Source organism: Roseateles sp. (assembly GCF_039929605.1).
In the GTDB taxonomy this organism is placed as follows: domain Bacteria; phylum Pseudomonadota; class Gammaproteobacteria; order Burkholderiales; family Burkholderiaceae_C; genus Pelomonas.
Map to the genome: position 1 here is coordinate 1 of NZ_JBDSQX010000066.1, position 15,801 is coordinate 15,801.

General features: G+C 68.4%; 16 protein-coding genes. 14 read left to right on the plus strand and 2 right to left on the minus strand.

Features of this window, described 5'->3' with window-relative positions; all coding sequences use genetic code 11:
• The 13 genes from bamA to ABIS05_RS09155 form a co-directional block, all read left to right on the plus strand.
• Positions 1–1,340: outer membrane protein assembly factor BamA (bamA, locus tag ABIS05_RS09095; protein WP_348009437.1), on the plus strand; the 1,340-nt coding region annotated here is incomplete at its 5' end.
• Positions 1,341–1,395: 55 nt separating this feature from the next.
• Positions 1,396–1,920: an OmpH family outer membrane protein gene (locus tag ABIS05_RS09100; protein WP_348009438.1), complete on the plus strand. Its 525-nt coding sequence runs from the start codon at positions 1,396–1,398 to the stop codon at positions 1,918–1,920.
• A gap of 23 nt (positions 1,921–1,943) precedes the next feature.
• Positions 1,944–2,969 (plus strand): UDP-3-O-(3-hydroxymyristoyl)glucosamine N-acyltransferase, encoded by a 1,026-nt coding sequence (gene lpxD / locus ABIS05_RS09105; protein ID WP_348009439.1) that lies wholly within the window; start codon positions 1,944–1,946, stop codon positions 2,967–2,969.
• Positions 2,966–3,442 carry a 3-hydroxyacyl-ACP dehydratase FabZ gene (gene fabZ, locus ABIS05_RS09110; RefSeq protein ID WP_348009440.1) on the plus strand — a complete coding sequence of 159 codons (477 nt, stop codon included), beginning with the start codon at positions 2,966–2,968 and terminating at the stop codon, positions 3,440–3,442. The genes lpxD and fabZ overlap by 4 nt, the downstream gene beginning before the upstream one ends.
• A 10-nt stretch (positions 3,443–3,452) precedes the next feature.
• Positions 3,453–4,241 carry an acyl-ACP--UDP-N-acetylglucosamine O-acyltransferase gene (lpxA, locus tag ABIS05_RS09115; protein ID WP_348009441.1) on the plus strand — a complete coding sequence of 263 codons (789 nt, stop codon included), beginning with the start codon at positions 3,453–3,455 and terminating at the stop codon, positions 4,239–4,241.
• 5 nt (positions 4,242–4,246) lie between these two features.
• Positions 4,247–5,386 (plus strand): lipid-A-disaccharide synthase, encoded by a 1,140-nt coding sequence (gene lpxB, locus ABIS05_RS09120; RefSeq protein WP_348009442.1) that lies wholly within the window; start codon positions 4,247–4,249, stop codon positions 5,384–5,386.
• A gap of 234 nt (positions 5,387–5,620) precedes the next feature.
• Positions 5,621–6,331: a ribonuclease HII gene (gene rnhB, locus ABIS05_RS09125; RefSeq protein ID WP_348009443.1), complete on the plus strand. Its 711-nt coding sequence runs from the start codon at positions 5,621–5,623 to the stop codon at positions 6,329–6,331.
• On the plus strand, positions 6,328–7,098 hold the full coding sequence (locus tag ABIS05_RS09130; protein ID WP_348009444.1) for an RNA methyltransferase: 771 nt from the start codon (positions 6,328–6,330) through the stop codon (positions 7,096–7,098). The genes rnhB and ABIS05_RS09130 overlap by 4 nt, the downstream gene beginning before the upstream one ends.
• A 126-nt stretch (positions 7,099–7,224) precedes the next feature.
• Entirely contained in the window at positions 7,225–7,365 is a 141-nt protein-coding gene (hemP, locus tag ABIS05_RS09135; RefSeq protein WP_348009445.1) for a hemin uptake protein HemP, read from the plus strand.
• A 69-nt stretch (positions 7,366–7,434) separates the two neighbouring features.
• Positions 7,435–8,604, plus strand: a complete 1,170-nt coding sequence (locus tag ABIS05_RS09140) for a DUF2325 domain-containing protein (RefSeq protein ID WP_348009446.1) — start codon at positions 7,435–7,437, stop codon at positions 8,602–8,604.
• 181 nt (positions 8,605–8,785) lie between these two features.
• Entirely contained in the window at positions 8,786–10,048 is a 1,263-nt protein-coding gene (gene glgC, locus ABIS05_RS09145) for a glucose-1-phosphate adenylyltransferase (protein ID WP_348009447.1), read from the plus strand.
• A complete protein-coding gene (glgA, locus tag ABIS05_RS09150) occupies positions 10,045–11,505 on the plus strand; it encodes a glycogen synthase GlgA (RefSeq protein ID WP_348009448.1) in 1,461 nt (486 codons plus the stop codon). Before glgC ends, glgA begins: the two co-directional genes overlap by 4 nt.
• A 77-nt stretch (positions 11,506–11,582) precedes the next feature.
• Positions 11,583–13,100, plus strand: coding sequence for a S1/P1 nuclease (locus ABIS05_RS09155; protein WP_348009449.1), 1,518 nt, complete (start codon positions 11,583–11,585; stop codon positions 13,098–13,100).
• A gap of 22 nt (positions 13,101–13,122) precedes the next feature.
• Here ABIS05_RS09155 and ABIS05_RS09160 read toward each other — a convergent pair whose 3' ends face one another.
• Together ABIS05_RS09160 and ABIS05_RS09165 are read right to left on the minus strand one after the other, a co-directional pair.
• Complete coding sequence (locus ABIS05_RS09160) at positions 13,123–13,923, minus strand: hypothetical protein (RefSeq protein WP_348009450.1); 801 nt, start codon at positions 13,921–13,923, stop codon at positions 13,123–13,125.
• Between the two features lie 8 nt (positions 13,924–13,931).
• Positions 13,932–15,467, minus strand: a complete 1,536-nt coding sequence (locus ABIS05_RS09165; RefSeq protein ID WP_407074817.1) for a glycine betaine ABC transporter substrate-binding protein — start codon at positions 15,465–15,467, stop codon at positions 13,932–13,934.
• 113 nt (positions 15,468–15,580) lie between these two features.
• Here ABIS05_RS09165 and ABIS05_RS09170 point away from each other — a divergent pair, with 113 nt between their 5' ends.
• Entirely contained in the window at positions 15,581–15,784 is a 204-nt protein-coding gene (locus tag ABIS05_RS09170) for a hypothetical protein (RefSeq protein ID WP_348009452.1), read from the plus strand.
• Positions 15,785–15,801: the final 17 nt, after the last annotated feature.

A 15,801-nucleotide genomic window follows, 5' to 3' on the forward strand; every position in this document is an offset into this window, starting at 1 on the left:
ACGTCAACGCCAATCCGGACATCAACCGCGACAAGCGCGAAGTGGCGTTCACCTTCTTCATCGATCCGGGCAAGCGCGCCTACGTGCGCCACATGAACATCGCCGGCAACACCACCTCGCGCGACGAGGTGATTCGCCGCGAGTTCCGCCAGTTCGAGTCGTCGTGGTACGACGCCAACAAGATCAAGCTGTCACGCGACCGCGTCGACCGCCTGGGCTACTTCAAGGACGTGACCATCGACACGCCGGAGGCGCAGGGCACCTCCGACCAGGTCGACGTCAACCTGACCGTGGTCGAAAAGCCGACCGGTAACTTCCAGATCGGCGGCGCGTTCTCGCAGTCCGAGAAGTTCACCTTCCAGGCGGCGATCCAGCAGGCCAACTTCGCCGGCTCGGGCACCACCGTCGGCATGGAACTGAACACGTCCAAGTACAGCCGCACGATCTCGTTCTCGCAGACCGACCCGTATTACACCGACGACGGCGTCTCGCGCTCGTACGAGATCTATCTGCGCACGATGAAACCGCCGGCGCTCAACACCGGTTACTACACGATCAAGCAGCAGGGCGGGCGCGTGAGCTACGGCGTGCCATTCTCCGAAGTCGACACGGTGTTCTTCGGCATCGGCCTGGAACGCTCGACCATCGAGACCGATGCCTCGTCGCCGACCCGCTTCCAGCAGTACGTACGCGACATCACCGGCATCCAGAGCGGCATCGGCAGCGCCCGGACCAACGCGGTGCCGCTGACGATGGCGTGGGCGCGCGATAGCCGCGATTCGGCGCTGACGCCAACGGTTGGCCGCTACCAGCGCGTCAACCTGGAACTGGACATTATCGGCCAGCAGAAGTACTACCGCGCGGTCTACGAACAGCAGTGGTACAAGCCGCTGTTCTCGAAGGTGACGCTGGCGTTGAAGGGCGAGGTCGATTACGGCCGCGGTTTGCGCGACAGCTCGTACCCGGTGTTCAAGAACTTCTACGGCGGCGGCATCGGTTCGGTGCGCGGCTACCTGAGCTCCTCGCTGGGCGCGGTCGATCCGCGCTACGGCGACGCGCTGGGCGGCGCCTCGCGCCTGATCGGCAACGCCGAGCTGCAGCTGCCGTTCCCCGGTTCGGGCCAGGACCGCAGCCTGCGCTGGTTCGGCTTCGTCGACGGCGGCCAGGTGTACCAGGAAGGCGAGAAGATGCGCCTGCAGCAGCTGCGCTATTCGGCCGGCCTGGGCATCAGCTGGATTTCCCCGGTCGGTCCGCTCAAGTTGAGTTATGCTAAGCCTCTGAACGCCAAGGAAGGCGACCGCCTGGAGCGCTTCCAGTTCCAGATGGGCAGCGGCTTCTGATGCGGTTCCCGGTTTTAACAGAGTACGGCATTAATATTTACCTCGGAGAAACAAGTTGAAGACTGCATCCGTTACATTGACCAAATATCTCGCCGTGCTCGCGCTGGGATGGAGTGCATTGGCGCCGGTGCAGGCCCAGACCTCGGCCTCGCGCATCGCCTGGCTCAGCCCCGAGCGCATCTACAACGAATCGAAGCTGGCCAAGCTGGCCAGCGAGAAGCTGCAGGAGGAGTTCAAGAGCCGCGAGAAGGCCATGCAGGAGATGGCCGGGCGGCTGAAGACGGCCTCCGACAAGCTGGAGAAGGAAGCGCCGGCGCTGTCCGAGGCCGACCGCGTCAAGCGCCAGCGCGACGTGTTCGAGCTCGACAAGGAATACCAGCGCCGCCAGCGCGAGTTCCGCGAGGACCTGAGCCAGCGCACCAACGAGGAGCGCCAGGCCATCTCGGACCGCGCCACCAAGATCATCCGCCAGATGGCCAACGTGGAAGGCTTCGACATCGTGCTGCAGGACGCGGTATGGGCGAGCCCCCGCATCGACATCACCGACAAGGTGCTGGCGGCGCTCGATAAAGACAAATAAATCACACAAGATTGGATACCCCGATGGGCACTCGACTGGGAGAATTGGTCGAACGCTTCGGCGGGCAGTTGATGGGGGACGCGAACCTGGAAGTGACCGGGATCGCGCCATTGACGGACGCCGGCGTTTCGCACATCAGCTTTCTGAGCAACAGCAAACTGCGCGCACAGGCGCTGGGGACGGCGGCGGCGGCATTGATCGTCTCGCCCGCCGATGACGAATTCATCGCCGCCGGCTACACCGGCGCGCGCATCGTCACCCCGAACCCGTATGTGTACTTCGCCAGGGCGGCGCAGTATTTCCACTCGCTGACGGCCATCGTGCCGCCGGCGGGCGTGCACCCGACCGCCTTCATCGGCGAGGGCGCGCGGATCGCCGCCACGGCCCACATCGGACCGAAGGTGGTGGTGGAGGCGGGCGCGGTCATCGGCGAACACGCCGTCATCGACGCCGGCTGCTACATCGGGCGCGAGGCGGTCGTCGGCGAGGGCACGCACTTCTTCGCCAACGTCACCTTCCACGCCTACTGCCAGATTGGCGCGCGCGGCATCATCCACTCGGGCGCCGTCATCGGCACCGACGGTTTCGGCTTCGCCAACGAGAAGGGCGTCTACATCAAGATCCCGCAGACCGGGCGCGTGATGATCGGCGACGACGTCGACATCGGCGCCAACACCACGGTCGACCGCGGCGCGCTGGCCGACACGGTGATCGAGGACGGCGTCAAGCTCGACAACCTGATCCAGATCGCCCACAACGTGCACATCGGCCGCAACACGGCCATGGCCGGCTGTGCGGCCGTGGCGGGCTCGACGCGCATCGGCGCTAACTGCACCATCGGCGGCGCGGCCAACATCGTTGGCCACCTGACCTTCGTCGACGGCGTGCACATTTCGGCCGCCACCACCGTCACGCGCAGCATCGGCGAGCCGGGTGTCTACAGCGGCCCCTATCCCTTCGAAGAAAATTCGAGCTGGCAAAAGAATGCAGCGACGCTGCGCCAACTCCATACCTTGAGAGAGCGTGTGCGCGCGCTGGAAAAGAAATGACTGAGACAACGAAGATGGCGACCCCGATCACGATGGACATCCACGAAATCCTCAGGCGCCTGCCGCATCGCTACCCCATCCTGCTGGTGGATCGCGTCGTCGAGGTCATCAAGGGCGAGCGCATCCGCGCGTTCAAGAACGTCTCGATCAACGAGCCCTTCTTCCTCGGTCACTTTCCACACCGCCCGGTCATGCCCGGCGTGCTCGTGCTCGAAGCCATGGCGCAGGCGGCCACCTTGCTGGCGCTGGCCAGCACGGACACGGTGCTGGACGAGAACTCCGTCGTGTACTTCGCCGGCATCGACAACGCCCGCTTCAAGCGCCCCATCGAGCCGGGCGACCAGCTCATCCTCGACGTCACGCTGGACCGCGCCAAGGCCGGCGTCTACAAGTTCACCGGCCGCGCGCTGGTGGGCGAGCAGTTGGCCGCCGAGGCGCAGCTGATGTGCACGATGCGAAAGATCCCGGCGTGAGCTCACGCGCATGAACATCCACCCGACGGCAATAGTCGACCCGGCCGCCGAGTTGGACTCGTCGGTCGAGGTCGGCGCTTACACGCTGATCGGCCCGCACGTGAAGATCGGCGCCGGCACCAAGGTCGGCCCGCACGTCGTCATCGACGGGCACACGACCATCGGGCGCGACAACAGCTTCTTCCAGTTCAGCTCCATCGGCGCGCCCAACCAGGACAAGAAGTACGCCGGCGAGCCGACGAAGCTGGTCATCGGCGACCGCAACACCATCCGCGAGTTCTGCACGCTGAATATCGGCACGGTCCAGGACCGTGGCGAGACGACGGTGGGCAACGACAACTGGATCATGGCCTACTGCCACCTGGCCCACGACGTCGTCATCGGCAACGAATGCGTGCTGGCCAATAACGCCACGCTTGCGGGCCATGTGCGGGTGGGCGACTGGGTCACCATCGGCGGGCTGACGGGCATCCTGCAGCGCATGCGCATCGGCGACCACGCCATGATCGGCTTCCAGGCCCACGTGGCCCAGGACGTGCCGCCGTTCATGACCGTGGACGGCAACCCGCTGGCGGCGCGGGCCGTCAACATCGTCGGCCTCAAGCGCCGCGATTTCAGCAGTGAGCGCATCGGCGTGATCCGCCAGATATACAAGCTGCTCTACCGCAGCGGGCACACGCTGGACGAGGCCAAGGCGGGCATCGCGGCGCTGCGTGGCAGCGACAGCGGTGCCGCAGACGGCGACATCGACCTGATGCTGAACTTTCTCGCCGCCTCCATGCGCGGCATTGTTCGCTGACCGGCATGCAGACCGCGCCCCGCCTCGGCATGGTGGCCGGCGAGGCCAGCGGCGATCTGCTGGCCGGTCTGCTGCTGCAGGGCCTGCGTGCGCGCTGGCCGGCGCTTAGCAGCGAAGGCATCGGCGGGCCGAAGATGATGGCGCAGGGCTTCGAGACTTGGTGGCCGCACAGCAAGCTGTCCATCTTCGGCTACGTCGACGCGCTGCTGAACATCCGCGAGCTGCTGTCGATCCGCAAGCAGCTCGGCACGCGCCTCATCTCGAACCGGCCCGACGTCTTCATCGGCGTGGACGCGCCCGACTTCAACTTCGGCCTGGAGACGCGGCTGCGCGAGGCGGGCATCAAGACGGTCCACTTCGTCTGTCCGTCCATCTGGGCCTGGCGGCCCGAGCGCATCGAGACCATCAGGCGCGCGGCCGACCACGTGCTGTGCCTGTTCCCCTTCGAGCCCGAGATGCTGCACAAGGCCGGCATCGGCGCGACCTACGTGGGCCATCCGTTGGCTGATGCCATTCCGATGGAGCCGCCGCGTGCGGTTTCGCGTGAGGCCTTGCAACTGCCCGAAGGCGACACCGTCATCGCGCTGCTGCCCGGCAGCCGCAAGAGCGAGATCAACTACATCGCGCCCGCGTTGGTTGGTGCGGCGCGGCTGCTGGCCAAGCCGGGCCGGCGCTTCGTCATGCCCGTGGTGCCGGGCCTGCGTGGCCTGGTCGAACCCTTGGTGGGCGGCGCGGACATCCAGCTCGTCGACGGCCAGTCCCACGCCGCACTCGCCGCCTGCGACCTGACGCTGGTGGCCAGCGGCACGGCCACGCTGGAGGCCGCGCTGTTCAAGCGGCCGATGGTCATCGCCTACCGCATGAATGCGCTGAACTGGTGGCGCATGAAGGGCCGGGGCCTGCTGCCCTGGGTGGGCCTGCCCAACATCCTGGCGCGCGAGTTCTTGGTGCCCGAGCTGATCCAGCACGCCTGCACGCCCGAGAACCTGGCCCGCGAGGCCGAGGCCCTGCTCGCCGATGCGCCGCGCTGCGCCGCGCTGCACCAGCGCTTTGTCCAACTCCACGAGCTGCTGCGGCAAGACACCGCACAGCGCGCCAGTGATGCCATCGCGACGCTCATTGGTGCAGGGGCTGTTGGCATATGAATCGTCCCCACGTGAGGCCCCGCCCAGGGCCCAATCTAGGCGCAAGGCGGAGCCGGGTCGGGTACCCGGCGAGTACTTGCAACAACGAGTGGGCCCTGGGCGGGGCCTCACCCTTCGGGCTGGGGCGGCCAAGGGCGCAGCGCGTTGTTGCAGCCCTTGCCCAGGCGGCCAGCCTGGGCTGCGGTCTGCGCCTAGCTCTGCACCCTTGGCCGCCCCAGCGTGGGGACGATTCATATGCCAACAGCCCCTAAACAGGTCAGCCTGGACTGGAACCCCACGATCGGCCTCATCGCCGGTGTGGACGAGGCCGGGCGTGGCCCGCTGGCCGGGCCGGTGTTCGCCGCCGCCGTCATCCTGGACGACCTGCAACCCATCAAGGGCCTGGCCGACTCCAAGGTGTTGACGGCCGCCAAACGCGCGCGGCTGTTTGATGAAATCCGCGCCAAGGCACTGTGCTGCAGCATTGCCCAGGCGTCGCCCGAGGAGATCGACCGCATCAACATCCTGCAGGCCACCATGCTGGCCATGCAGCGCGCGGTGACGGGCCTCAGGCTCAGGCCGGCGCTGGTGCGAGTTGACGGTAATCGTGTGCCAGTACTGTCGATGGCGGCCGAGGCCATCGTCAAGGGCGATGCGAAGGTGCAGGCCATCTCGGCGGCGAGCATCCTTGCCAAGGTGGCGCGCGACCTGTTCTGCGAGCAGATGCATGAGAGCTATCCGCAGTACGGCTTTGCCAAACACAAGGGCTATAGCACACGCGAGCACCTGGCCGCGCTAAAGGCTCATGGCGCCAGCCCCTGGCACCGCCGCAGCTTTGCGCCGGTCAGAGACTGCCCCCACGCGCCGAGTACGCCGCTGCCTCCCGAGGGGGCTCAGCCGCCTCGGGACGGCCCGTCGCCGGCTGGTGAGGTCTGCGTGGACGTGACGATCAACCCGCTGGCATGAAGCTCGACCACATCACCTCGCGCGACAACCCGGCCCTGGTGCGCCTGCGCAAGCTGAGTGCCGACGCCAGCGGCTACCGCAAGATCGGCAGTGTGTGGATCGAAGGCGACCATCTGCTGCGCGCCGCACTGCAGCGAGGCTGGCAGCCAGCGCTCATCGTCATCACCGAGGGTGCGATGCAGGACGCGGCCTTGAGCGCCCTGGCTGAATCTGCGCCGCGTGCGCTGGTCGTGCCGGTGGCGCTGTTCAAGGGCTTGAGCGGCTTGGAGTCGCCGGCGCAGATCGGCGCGGAGCTCACGTTGCCCGTGGTGCCCGCCATCGATCCGCACGCAGCAAGCGTCGTGCTGGACCGCCTGCAGGACGCCGGCAACGTCGGCGCCATCCTGCGTAGCGCGGCTGCGTTTGGCGTGCGGCAGGTGCTGGCCATCAAGGGCACGGCGGCGCTGTGGTCGCCGAAGGTGATGCGCGCGGGGCAGGGCGCGCACTTCGGCCTGCGTCTCGTCGAGGGCCTGGTGGCGGACGACCTCGCGGCGCTGGCGGTGCCGATGGTCGCCACCAGCTCGCACACCGAGCATCAGCTGCACCGCGTCTCGCTGCCCTCGCCCTGCGCCTGGGTCATGGGCCACGAAGGGCAGGGCGTGTCCCCGGCGCTGATGGCGCGCTGCGCGCTCACCGTCGGCATCCCTCAGCCGGGTGGCGAGGAATCGCTGAACGTGGCTGCAGCGGCCGCGATCTGCCTCTACGAGAGCGAACGCCAGCGCGGCTGAGCCGTCGCGGGCACGAGGGACATCGACAGGCTTGCAATCGAGAATGATTCTCATTACAGTGGAATCATGCTTGTTGACCCCAATCTGCCCCCAGCGCTCGCTCAGGCGTCAGTTCAGCCTGCGGCGGTGAGCCTTGGCGCAAGCCAGCCCCGTCACATCGACAGCGCCACGCTGCTCGGCCCGCGCGGCGAGGTCCACATCGTGCATCGGCAGCAGGTCTACCGGTTGCGCGTCACGTCTCTGGGCAAGCTGATCCTGACCAAGTAAGCCGTCTTTTTCGACCTCCCCCGCGCCAGCCAGCCGCCGCCCGCCCGCGCCATTCCCGAAAGCCTTCGAATGGCCGAGCCCTGCTGCGCCGCGCATGCCGCGCCACCTGCCCTCCCTGCCGGCTCGCGCCGCCGCCGCCTCTGGGAGCTGGGCAGCCACGCGCATTGCCCCGTCATCGGCGTCTGCGTGCCGCTGGAGCGCGTGCGCGTGCTGGCCAGGAAGCTGCTCGTGCTGCAGGGCGATGAGGACGACTACACGCTGCACTGCAGCCTCGTTACCGCCGCCGCGCGCCGCAACGCGGTGGCCGAGGCGCTGCAGAAGGACCTCGAGCAGCGCTTCTCGCTGGACCTGCGAAGCGTTGCCCAGGCCAAGTGCCGCGACACGCTGATGACCTGGTGGCGCAACCGCGCGGCCCAGAGCGAGATCGCCGGCGCGCTGTGGGCCACGCTCACGCATGCGCGTTGCGACGAATGGCTGGAGATGCGCGTGCTGGGCCAAGTGCACATGCTGCAGCACCAGGTCGGCGCCGCGCAGCGCGTCGACTTGGCTGCCCACCGCGAGCTGTCCGCCGAGCATCACGCCCTGGCGCGTGACTACGGCGAGGTGCAGCAGCGCGTGACGGCCTGGAGCCAGGACCGTGCCCGCGAGCAGCAGGCCTGGGAACAGGAGCGCATGCAGCTGCGTGCCGCGCAGATCAGCCTGCAGACCCAGCTCGCGCAGGCGCAGGAGCAGTTGCAGTGCTGGCAGGCGGCGCGGCCCGACCTGCCGGAGCGCGAGGCATTGATGGAGCGTCTGGCCGAGCAGATCGAACGCAACCAGGCGCTGCAGCGTGAAGCGAGCCGCCTGAGCGCGCGCGTGCCGATGGTGGCCGAGCCGCCCAAGGCCGCGGAGCCCGTCGAGCCCGCGCTCGTGGCCGAGCCGGTCCGGCTGGAGCATCGCGTCATCCTATGCGTGGGCGGCCGGGGCGGCAGCGTGCCGCAGTACCGCCAGGCCGTGGAGGGCTGCGGCGCGCAGTTCCTTCATCACGACGGCGGCGACGAGCACAAGCCGGCCCAGCTGGAGCCGCAGCTCGCGGCGGCCGACCTCGTCATCTGCCAGACCGGCTGCATCAGCCACGACGCCTACTGGCGCGTGAAAGACCACTGCAAGCGCCACGGCAAGCGCTGCGTCTTCGTCGAGACGCCCAGCCGCAGCGCCTTCGAGCGCGCGCTGGCGCAGGCGGCGACGGCGTCCGCTTGAAGGCGAGGCCCTTCCACCCGGAAGTGGCGGTGCTGCTTGGCGCCCATGGCTCGGTGTGCTTCTGCCCGGCCGGTCAGCGTCATGATTCAGCCCGGCACGGTGTAGTTTTGCGGGGAATTCCCCTGGCGGCAGGCCGGTCGCCCAAGCAGACTGGAGGCAGCCCGTCACTTGCAGTCGTCCCATGCCCCCCATCGCACTTTCGCCGCATCAGCTGTCCCGCCGTGCCATCGCCCTCGTCCTGGCCGGCGGCCGCGGCTCACGCCTGAAGCAGCTCACCGATTCGCGCGCCAAACCGGCCGTCTACTTCGGCGGCAAGTTCCGCATCATCGACTTCGCCCTCAGCAACTGCGTCAACAGCGGCATCCGTCGCATCGGCGTGGTCACGCAGTACAAAAGCCACTCGCTCTTGCGCCACATCCAGCGCGGCTGGAGCTTCCTGCGCGCCGAGCTGAACGAAACCGTCGACCTGATGCCCGCCCAGCAGCGCGTGGATGAAGACAGCTGGTACCGCGGCACCGCCGACGCCGTGTATCAGAACCTGGACATCATCCAGAGCACCGGCGCCGAGTACATCGTCGTGCTGGCGGGGGATCACGTCTACAAGATGGACTACTCCAACATGCTGGCCGACCACGTCGCCACTGGCGCGGGTTGCACCGTGGGCTGCATCGAGGTGGCCAAGGCCGAGGCCACGGCTTTCGGCGTCATGGCCGTGGACGGCGAGCGCCACATCACGTCCTTCCTGGAAAAGCCCGCCGACCCGCCCACCATGCCCGGCAGCGACAGCGTCTGCCTGGCCAGCATGGGCATCTACATCTTCAACGCCGACTACCTCTACCGCATGCTCGCCGAGGACCTGGCCGACCCGAATTCCAGCCACGACTTCGGCAAGGATGTGGTCCCCAAGATCGTGGCCGAAGACCGCGCCGTCGCCCACCCGTTCGGCATGAGCTGCATCAGCAACCCCAACGGCGCCACGCCCTACTGGCGCGACGTCGGCACGCTCGACGCATTCTGGGCCGCCAACCTCGACCTCGCCTCCATCAGCCCCGAACTCGACATCTACGACACCGACTGGCCCATCTGGACCTACCAGCGCCAGCTGCCGCCCGCCAAGTTCATCCCCGACCACAACGGCATGCACGGCATGACGGTAAACGCCATCGTCAGCGCCGGCTGCATCGTCTCGGGCTCGCACGTCGTGTCGTCGGTGCTGTTCAACAACGTGCGCATCCGCTCCTTCTGCAACGTGCACCAGAGCGTGCTGCTGCCCGGCGTCAGCCTCGGCCGCCACTGCCGCCTGACCAAGGTCATCGTCGACCGCGCCTGCGAGATCCCCGACGGCCTCGTCGTCGGTGAAGACGCGGCTTTGGACGCGGCCCGCTTCGAACGCACGGAGAACGGGGTCGTGCTCATCACGAAGCAGATGCTGGCCAGGCTGTGACGCGTGTTCTCCAGGTCAGCGCGGAGCTGTTTCCGCTGCTGAAGACTGGCGGCCTAGCCGACGTGGCCGGCGCGCTGCCGGCGGCGTTGATGGCGGCCGGCGCCGAACCCCGCCTGCTCGTGCCCGGCTTCCCCGCCATCCGCGATGCGCTGAACCACGAATGCGCCGTTGCCCCCGTGGCGCTGCCCTGGAGCGAGGGCAGGGCGGCCTTGTTGCGCGGCCGTCTGCCGGGCTTTGACGTGCCTGTGTATGTGCTCGACGCGCCCGGCCTGTTCGACCGCCCCGGCAACCCCTACGCCGACGCAGCCGGCGTGGCCTACGCCGACAACCACCGCCGCTTCGCGCTGCTCGGCCTGGCCGCCGCGCGCCTGGCCGAGGGCGTGGACCCGTCCTGGCGGCCGGACATCGTCCATGCCCACGACTGGCATGCGGGCCTGGCCTGCGCGCATGTGAACGCCAGCCGCTCGCGCCGCCGCACCGAGGCACGGAGCGTCTTCACCGTGCACAACCTCGCCTACCAGGGCCTGTTCGCCGCCGACAAGTTCAGCGAGCTCGGCCTGCCGCCCACGCACTACGCCGTCGAGGGCCTGGAGTTCTATGGCCAGGTCAGCTTCATGAAGGCCGGCCTGCAGTTCGCGGACGCGATCACCACGGTCAGCCCGACCTACGCGAAAGAGATCCAGACCGCCGAGCAGGGCTGCGGCCTCGACGGCCTGCTGCGTCACCGCGCGGGCGTGCTGCACGGCATCCTGAACGGCGTCGACTATGGCATCTGGTCGCCGGAAAACGATCACGCCATCGCGGCCCGCTTCCATGTCGGCGACGCGAGCGGCAAGGCCGCCTGCAAGGCCGCGCTGCAACGCGAATTCGGCCTCCCCGTGACGCCCGACGTGCCGGTCTTCGGCATCGTCAGCCGCCTCACCGAGCAGAAGGGCCTGCCACTGGTGCTTGAAGCGCTGAACGACCTGATCGACGCGGGTGGCCAGCTCGTCATCCTCGGCAGCGGTGATGCCCGCCTGGATGCCGCCTTTGGCGACGCAGCCGCCCGGCATCCCGCCCAGATCGCCCGCCGCACCGGCATGGACGAAGGTCTGGCCCACCGCATTTACGCCGGTAGCGACGTGGTGCTGGTGCCCAGCCGCTTCGAGCCCTGCGGCCTGACGCAGCTCTACGGCCTGAGCTACGGCGCGTTGCCGCTGGTCCACCGCGTCGGCGGCCTCGGCGACACGGTTGTCGACACGACGCTCGAAGACCTCGCCGCCGGCACCGCCACCGGCTTTGTCTTCAACGCCTTCACGGCCGACGCCTACCGCCGTGCGCTGCGGCGGGCGTTCGCGCTGTGGAGCCGGCCCGAGTACTGGGCGCGGGTGCGAAAGGCGGCGATGGGGCAGCGCTTCGGGTGGGACGAGGCGGCGCAGCGTTACGTCGAGATCTACCGCAGCTTGAGTCAAAGCTGAGGCAAATGGGGTCGCTGACTTCCCGCCGCTCCGGCCGCAGCGGTGCAAACTAGCCGGTTTTCCGCCGGCCCCACGTCATGAGCGCACCCCACCTGATTCTGTTTCGCCGCCTCGGCGCCATCGCCGCGCTCGCCCTCATGCCGACGTGGTGCCATGCGTGGGGGCAGGAGGGCCATTCCATCGTCGCCGAGATCGCGCAGCGCCGGCTCACGCCCGCCGCTGCTGCCGGCGTTGCCAAGCTGCAGTCTGGCGCCAGCCTGGCCTCGGTGGCCAGCTGGGCCGACGACGTGCGCGGCGAGCGCAAGAGCGACTTCAACCTGCATTTCGTCGACATCCCGCGTGGCGTGCACGACTACGACGAGAAGGCCCACTGCGCGCCGACGGAGAAGGGGGACTGCATCGTCAACGCCCTGCGCCGCGCCCAGCAGAACCTGCGCTGCGGCCCGACGGAGGAGGCCCGGCGCGAAGCGCTGCGCTACGTCGTGCACTTCGTGGGCGACCTGCACCAGCCCCTGCACGCCACGGGTGACCTGGAAGGCGGCAACGGCTTCAAGGTGCATGGCAGCCTGCATGGCCAGACCTGCAAGGGTGCCTGCGCGCTGGAGAGCGGCAACCTGCATTCGCTGTGGGACTCGGGCCTCATCCGCCGCACGGTCTGGGACTGGGGCGCCTATGTCGACCGCCTGGAGAAGACGCTGTTGGCCACGCAAGACTTCGACTTGAAGAGCGGCGCCGACCAGCCCGCCGACTGGGCCATCCAGTCACACGCCGTGGGCGAACTGATCTGGAACGACCAGCTCATTCCCGCCGATGGCAGCATCGACGACGCCTACTACGCCGCCGTGCTGCCCGTGCTGGACCAGCAACTCGCGCTCGGCGGCGTGCGCCTGGCCCGCCTGCTCAACGAGAGCTTCGCGCCGGGCGCCTGCCCTGCGCCCGCCGCCACCACGCACTGGCTCCATGCCGAGAAGGGCCTGCAACCCACCACCAACCTGGGCGAGCTGAAGGCCCAGTTCAAGGCCTATCACGAGGGTGGCTACGCACGTGACCAGGCCGAGGCCGCCGACGCTGCCTCCGCCTACGTGCTGGCGCGCGCCAAGCAGGTCGCCAAACCGGCGCTGGTGCTCGACATCGACGAGACCTCGCTGGACAACTGGGCGCAGATGGCCCAGAACGACTTCGGCTACATCGTCAACGGCGACTGCGCGGCCGCGCCTGGCACGGCCTGTGGCGCGCTGGCGTGGGACGCGCAAGGCCGCGCGCCCGCCGTTGCCGCAACGCTCAAGCTCTACAAGGCGGCGCGCAGCGCCGGCGTGGCGGTGTTCTTCATCACCGGCCGCAAGGAGGCCGAGCGCGCTGTTACCGAGGCCAACCTGCGCAGCGCCGGCTACGACGGCTGGGCCGGCGTGGTGCTGCGGCCGGACGGCACGCACAGCGCGTTTTCAGCCGCGAGCTTCAAGGCCGGGGAGCGTGCCCGCATCGTCATGCAGGGCTACCAGGTCCTCGCGACGATGGGCGACCAGCCCAGCGACCTCGCCGGCGGCTACGCCGAGAAGGCCTTTCTTCTGCCTAATCCGTTCTACCGGATTCCGTGACGCCGTTACGTGCCGAGTGCCGTCAGTAGGGCCGGATGCTGACCCCCAGGCTGCCCGGCGGGTACATGTCGACGAACAGCTGCCACAGCCGCCCGGTCTTGGCCATTTGCGCGAAGGCCAGGCGCAGCGTGCGGCGGTCGGCCTCGGCGAGCGAATGGCGTGACAGGTAGACGCCACTTTCCGCCCAGCCGAGGCCTTCCAGCGGGTCCACGCTGACTTGCTTGATGAGCGGCGTAAGGGTGGCGTCGCTGACCAGCGTGCCGATGAAGATCGACGCCGCCATGACGGTGCCGTGCGCCAGCCCCATGCGCAGCGCGCGCGCCACACCAACGGCATCGGGCTCTTCGATCAGGCGCTTCTGCTCGCGCAGCGTCGCCACCATCCGGTCGTACTCCGCGCCGAAAGTGAAGCCGCGCACGACGGCGAGCTTGAAGCCGGGCTGAGCGATCAACTCGGCCAGCGATTGCGGCAGCGCCTTGCTGCGGGTCAGCGTCAGCAGGCTGGCGCGCACCTGGATCAGTGGCACGAACTCACCGTCGCCGTCGCGCGACGGCGAGGCGGACGCGGGCAGCAGCAAGTCGGCCTGGCTGGACTCGAACATCTTCTGCAGCCGCGCCCGCGGCACGCGCTTGATCAGGAACTCGCAGCCCGTGGTGGCAGCCAGCTCGCGCAGCAGCGTGGGATAGATGCCGCCGGCCCGTTCGCCGTCGAAAGTGACGCTGAGGCCGATGGGCGACATCGGCACCTCGATGGGCCGCGTGCAGCTGGCCTCGGCGGCCATGGCCGAGACCAGCAGCCAGCCCGCGCACACGCTTGATCGCATCGCTCTGTTCATGCCTCGGCACTTCCCAATCGCTGCATGCCATCTTGGCGCAGGTTCGGCATGACCCTGTGTTCGAGCGCATCGAAGGCCAGCTGCACGGCGATGGCCAGTGCGGCGGCCGGCAACGCGCCGGCCAGCATCAAGGCGCTGTCGTTGACGGCCAGGCCCGCGACGATGCGCTCGCCCAGGCCACCAGCGCCGACGAAGGCCGCCACGGTCGCGGTGCCGACGTTGGTGACGGCTGCAGTCTTCACGCCGGCCATCAGCGTCGGCAGGGCCAGCGGCAGCTCGATGCTGCGCAGCGCCTGGCTGCGCGTCAGGCCCAGGGCCAGCGCGGCTTGCGTCAGCCCCGTGGAGACGCTAGCCAAGCCGGCATGCGTGTTGCGCACGATGGGCAGCAGCGCGTAGACGAACAGGGCCAGCAGCGCCGGCACGAAGCCGATGCGGCCGACGATGGCGATCAGGAAGGCCAGCAGCGCCAGCGAGGGCAGCGTCTGCAACAGGCCCACGGTGGCCATGACCGGCCCGGCCAGGCGCGGCAGGCGATGCGCCGCGATGCCCAGCGGCACGGCCACCGCCACGGCCAGCGCCAGCGAACCGAGGACGAGGGTCAGATGCTGGGCGAGCAGCTTGGGGAGATCGGGCGCCAGCAGCCGCGCGATGAAGCCGTTGGGCTGCGCGGCGCTAGGGGCGGCCTCCAGGAAGCTCCGCGCCACATCTGCAAACGGCCGGCTCTCCAGCTCTGCGGCGGCGTTGAGCTGGATCATGCGTGCCTCGGGCAGGCGGCCAGCCAGGCCTTGTAGCGGCTTGTCGTCCACCGCCGCGCGCATCAGCAGCACGGCGTCGTAGCGGGGGAAGAAACCGCGGTCGTCGCGCAGCACGCGCACCGGCTGGCGGGCCAGTTGGGCGTCGGTCGTGTAGACGTCGATGAGGTCGACCTGGCCACCGGCCAGCGCTTGGTAGGCCAGGCCGTGGTCCAGCCCGCTGCCGGGCTCCAGCGTCAGGCCGTAGGCGCGCTGCAGCGCCGGCCAGCCGTCGGCACGGGCGATGAACTCGTGGGACAGGCCAGGCTTGAGCTGGGGCGCCTTGGTGGCCAGGTCGGAGAGCGTCGTCAGCCCCAAGCGTGCCGCGTCGGCCTCGCGCATCGCCAGCGCATAGCTGTTGTTGAAGCCCAGCGGCACGGCAGCCTTCAGGCCGAGTGGTTTGAGCCAGGCGTTGATCTGCTCCAGCGGCGCCTGCGCGTCGGCGGCGGACTCGCGCTTGAGCAACTCGCGCACGATGGTGCCCGTGTACTCGGGGTAGAGGTCGATCTGCCCCTGCTGCAGCGCCGTGGCGAGGATGGCGGTGTTGCCCAGGCCCTGGCGGTGCTCGGCGGCAATGCCCTGGCCGGCAAGGGTTTGGCTAACGATCTCACCGAGCAGATAGCTCTCGGTGAAGCGCTTGGAGCCGACCTTGATCGGCTCGGCATGGGAATTGCCTGCTATTGCCAAGGCGCAAGCCGCAAGGACGAGGCGGAGCAGCAGGTGGGCAGTCATGGCCGCCATGTTGCCTCAGCCAAAGTAGGCGTGGTCCTACCCGAACTTTTGCTCGTGTCCGGATGCAAAGGCACGACGGCGCGCCTAGAGTTGTAAGCTAACCCTTCAGGAAGGAGCACAAGATGTCCCGCGCTACCGATCATTTGCTGCGTCAGCATCTGGAAAGCCTTGGTGCGCACCTGCGCCAATGCCGCACCGTGTCCGACGGCAGCCTGCGAGCCCTGTGCTCGCTGGAAGCCATTGACGCCGTCGTCGGCCAGCGCCTGTTTACCACCGTGTTGCTGGGTGGCCTGGTTATGGCGCTCTTTCTTGGCGTCTCGGCCTAGCGAAAAGCGGCAAACCT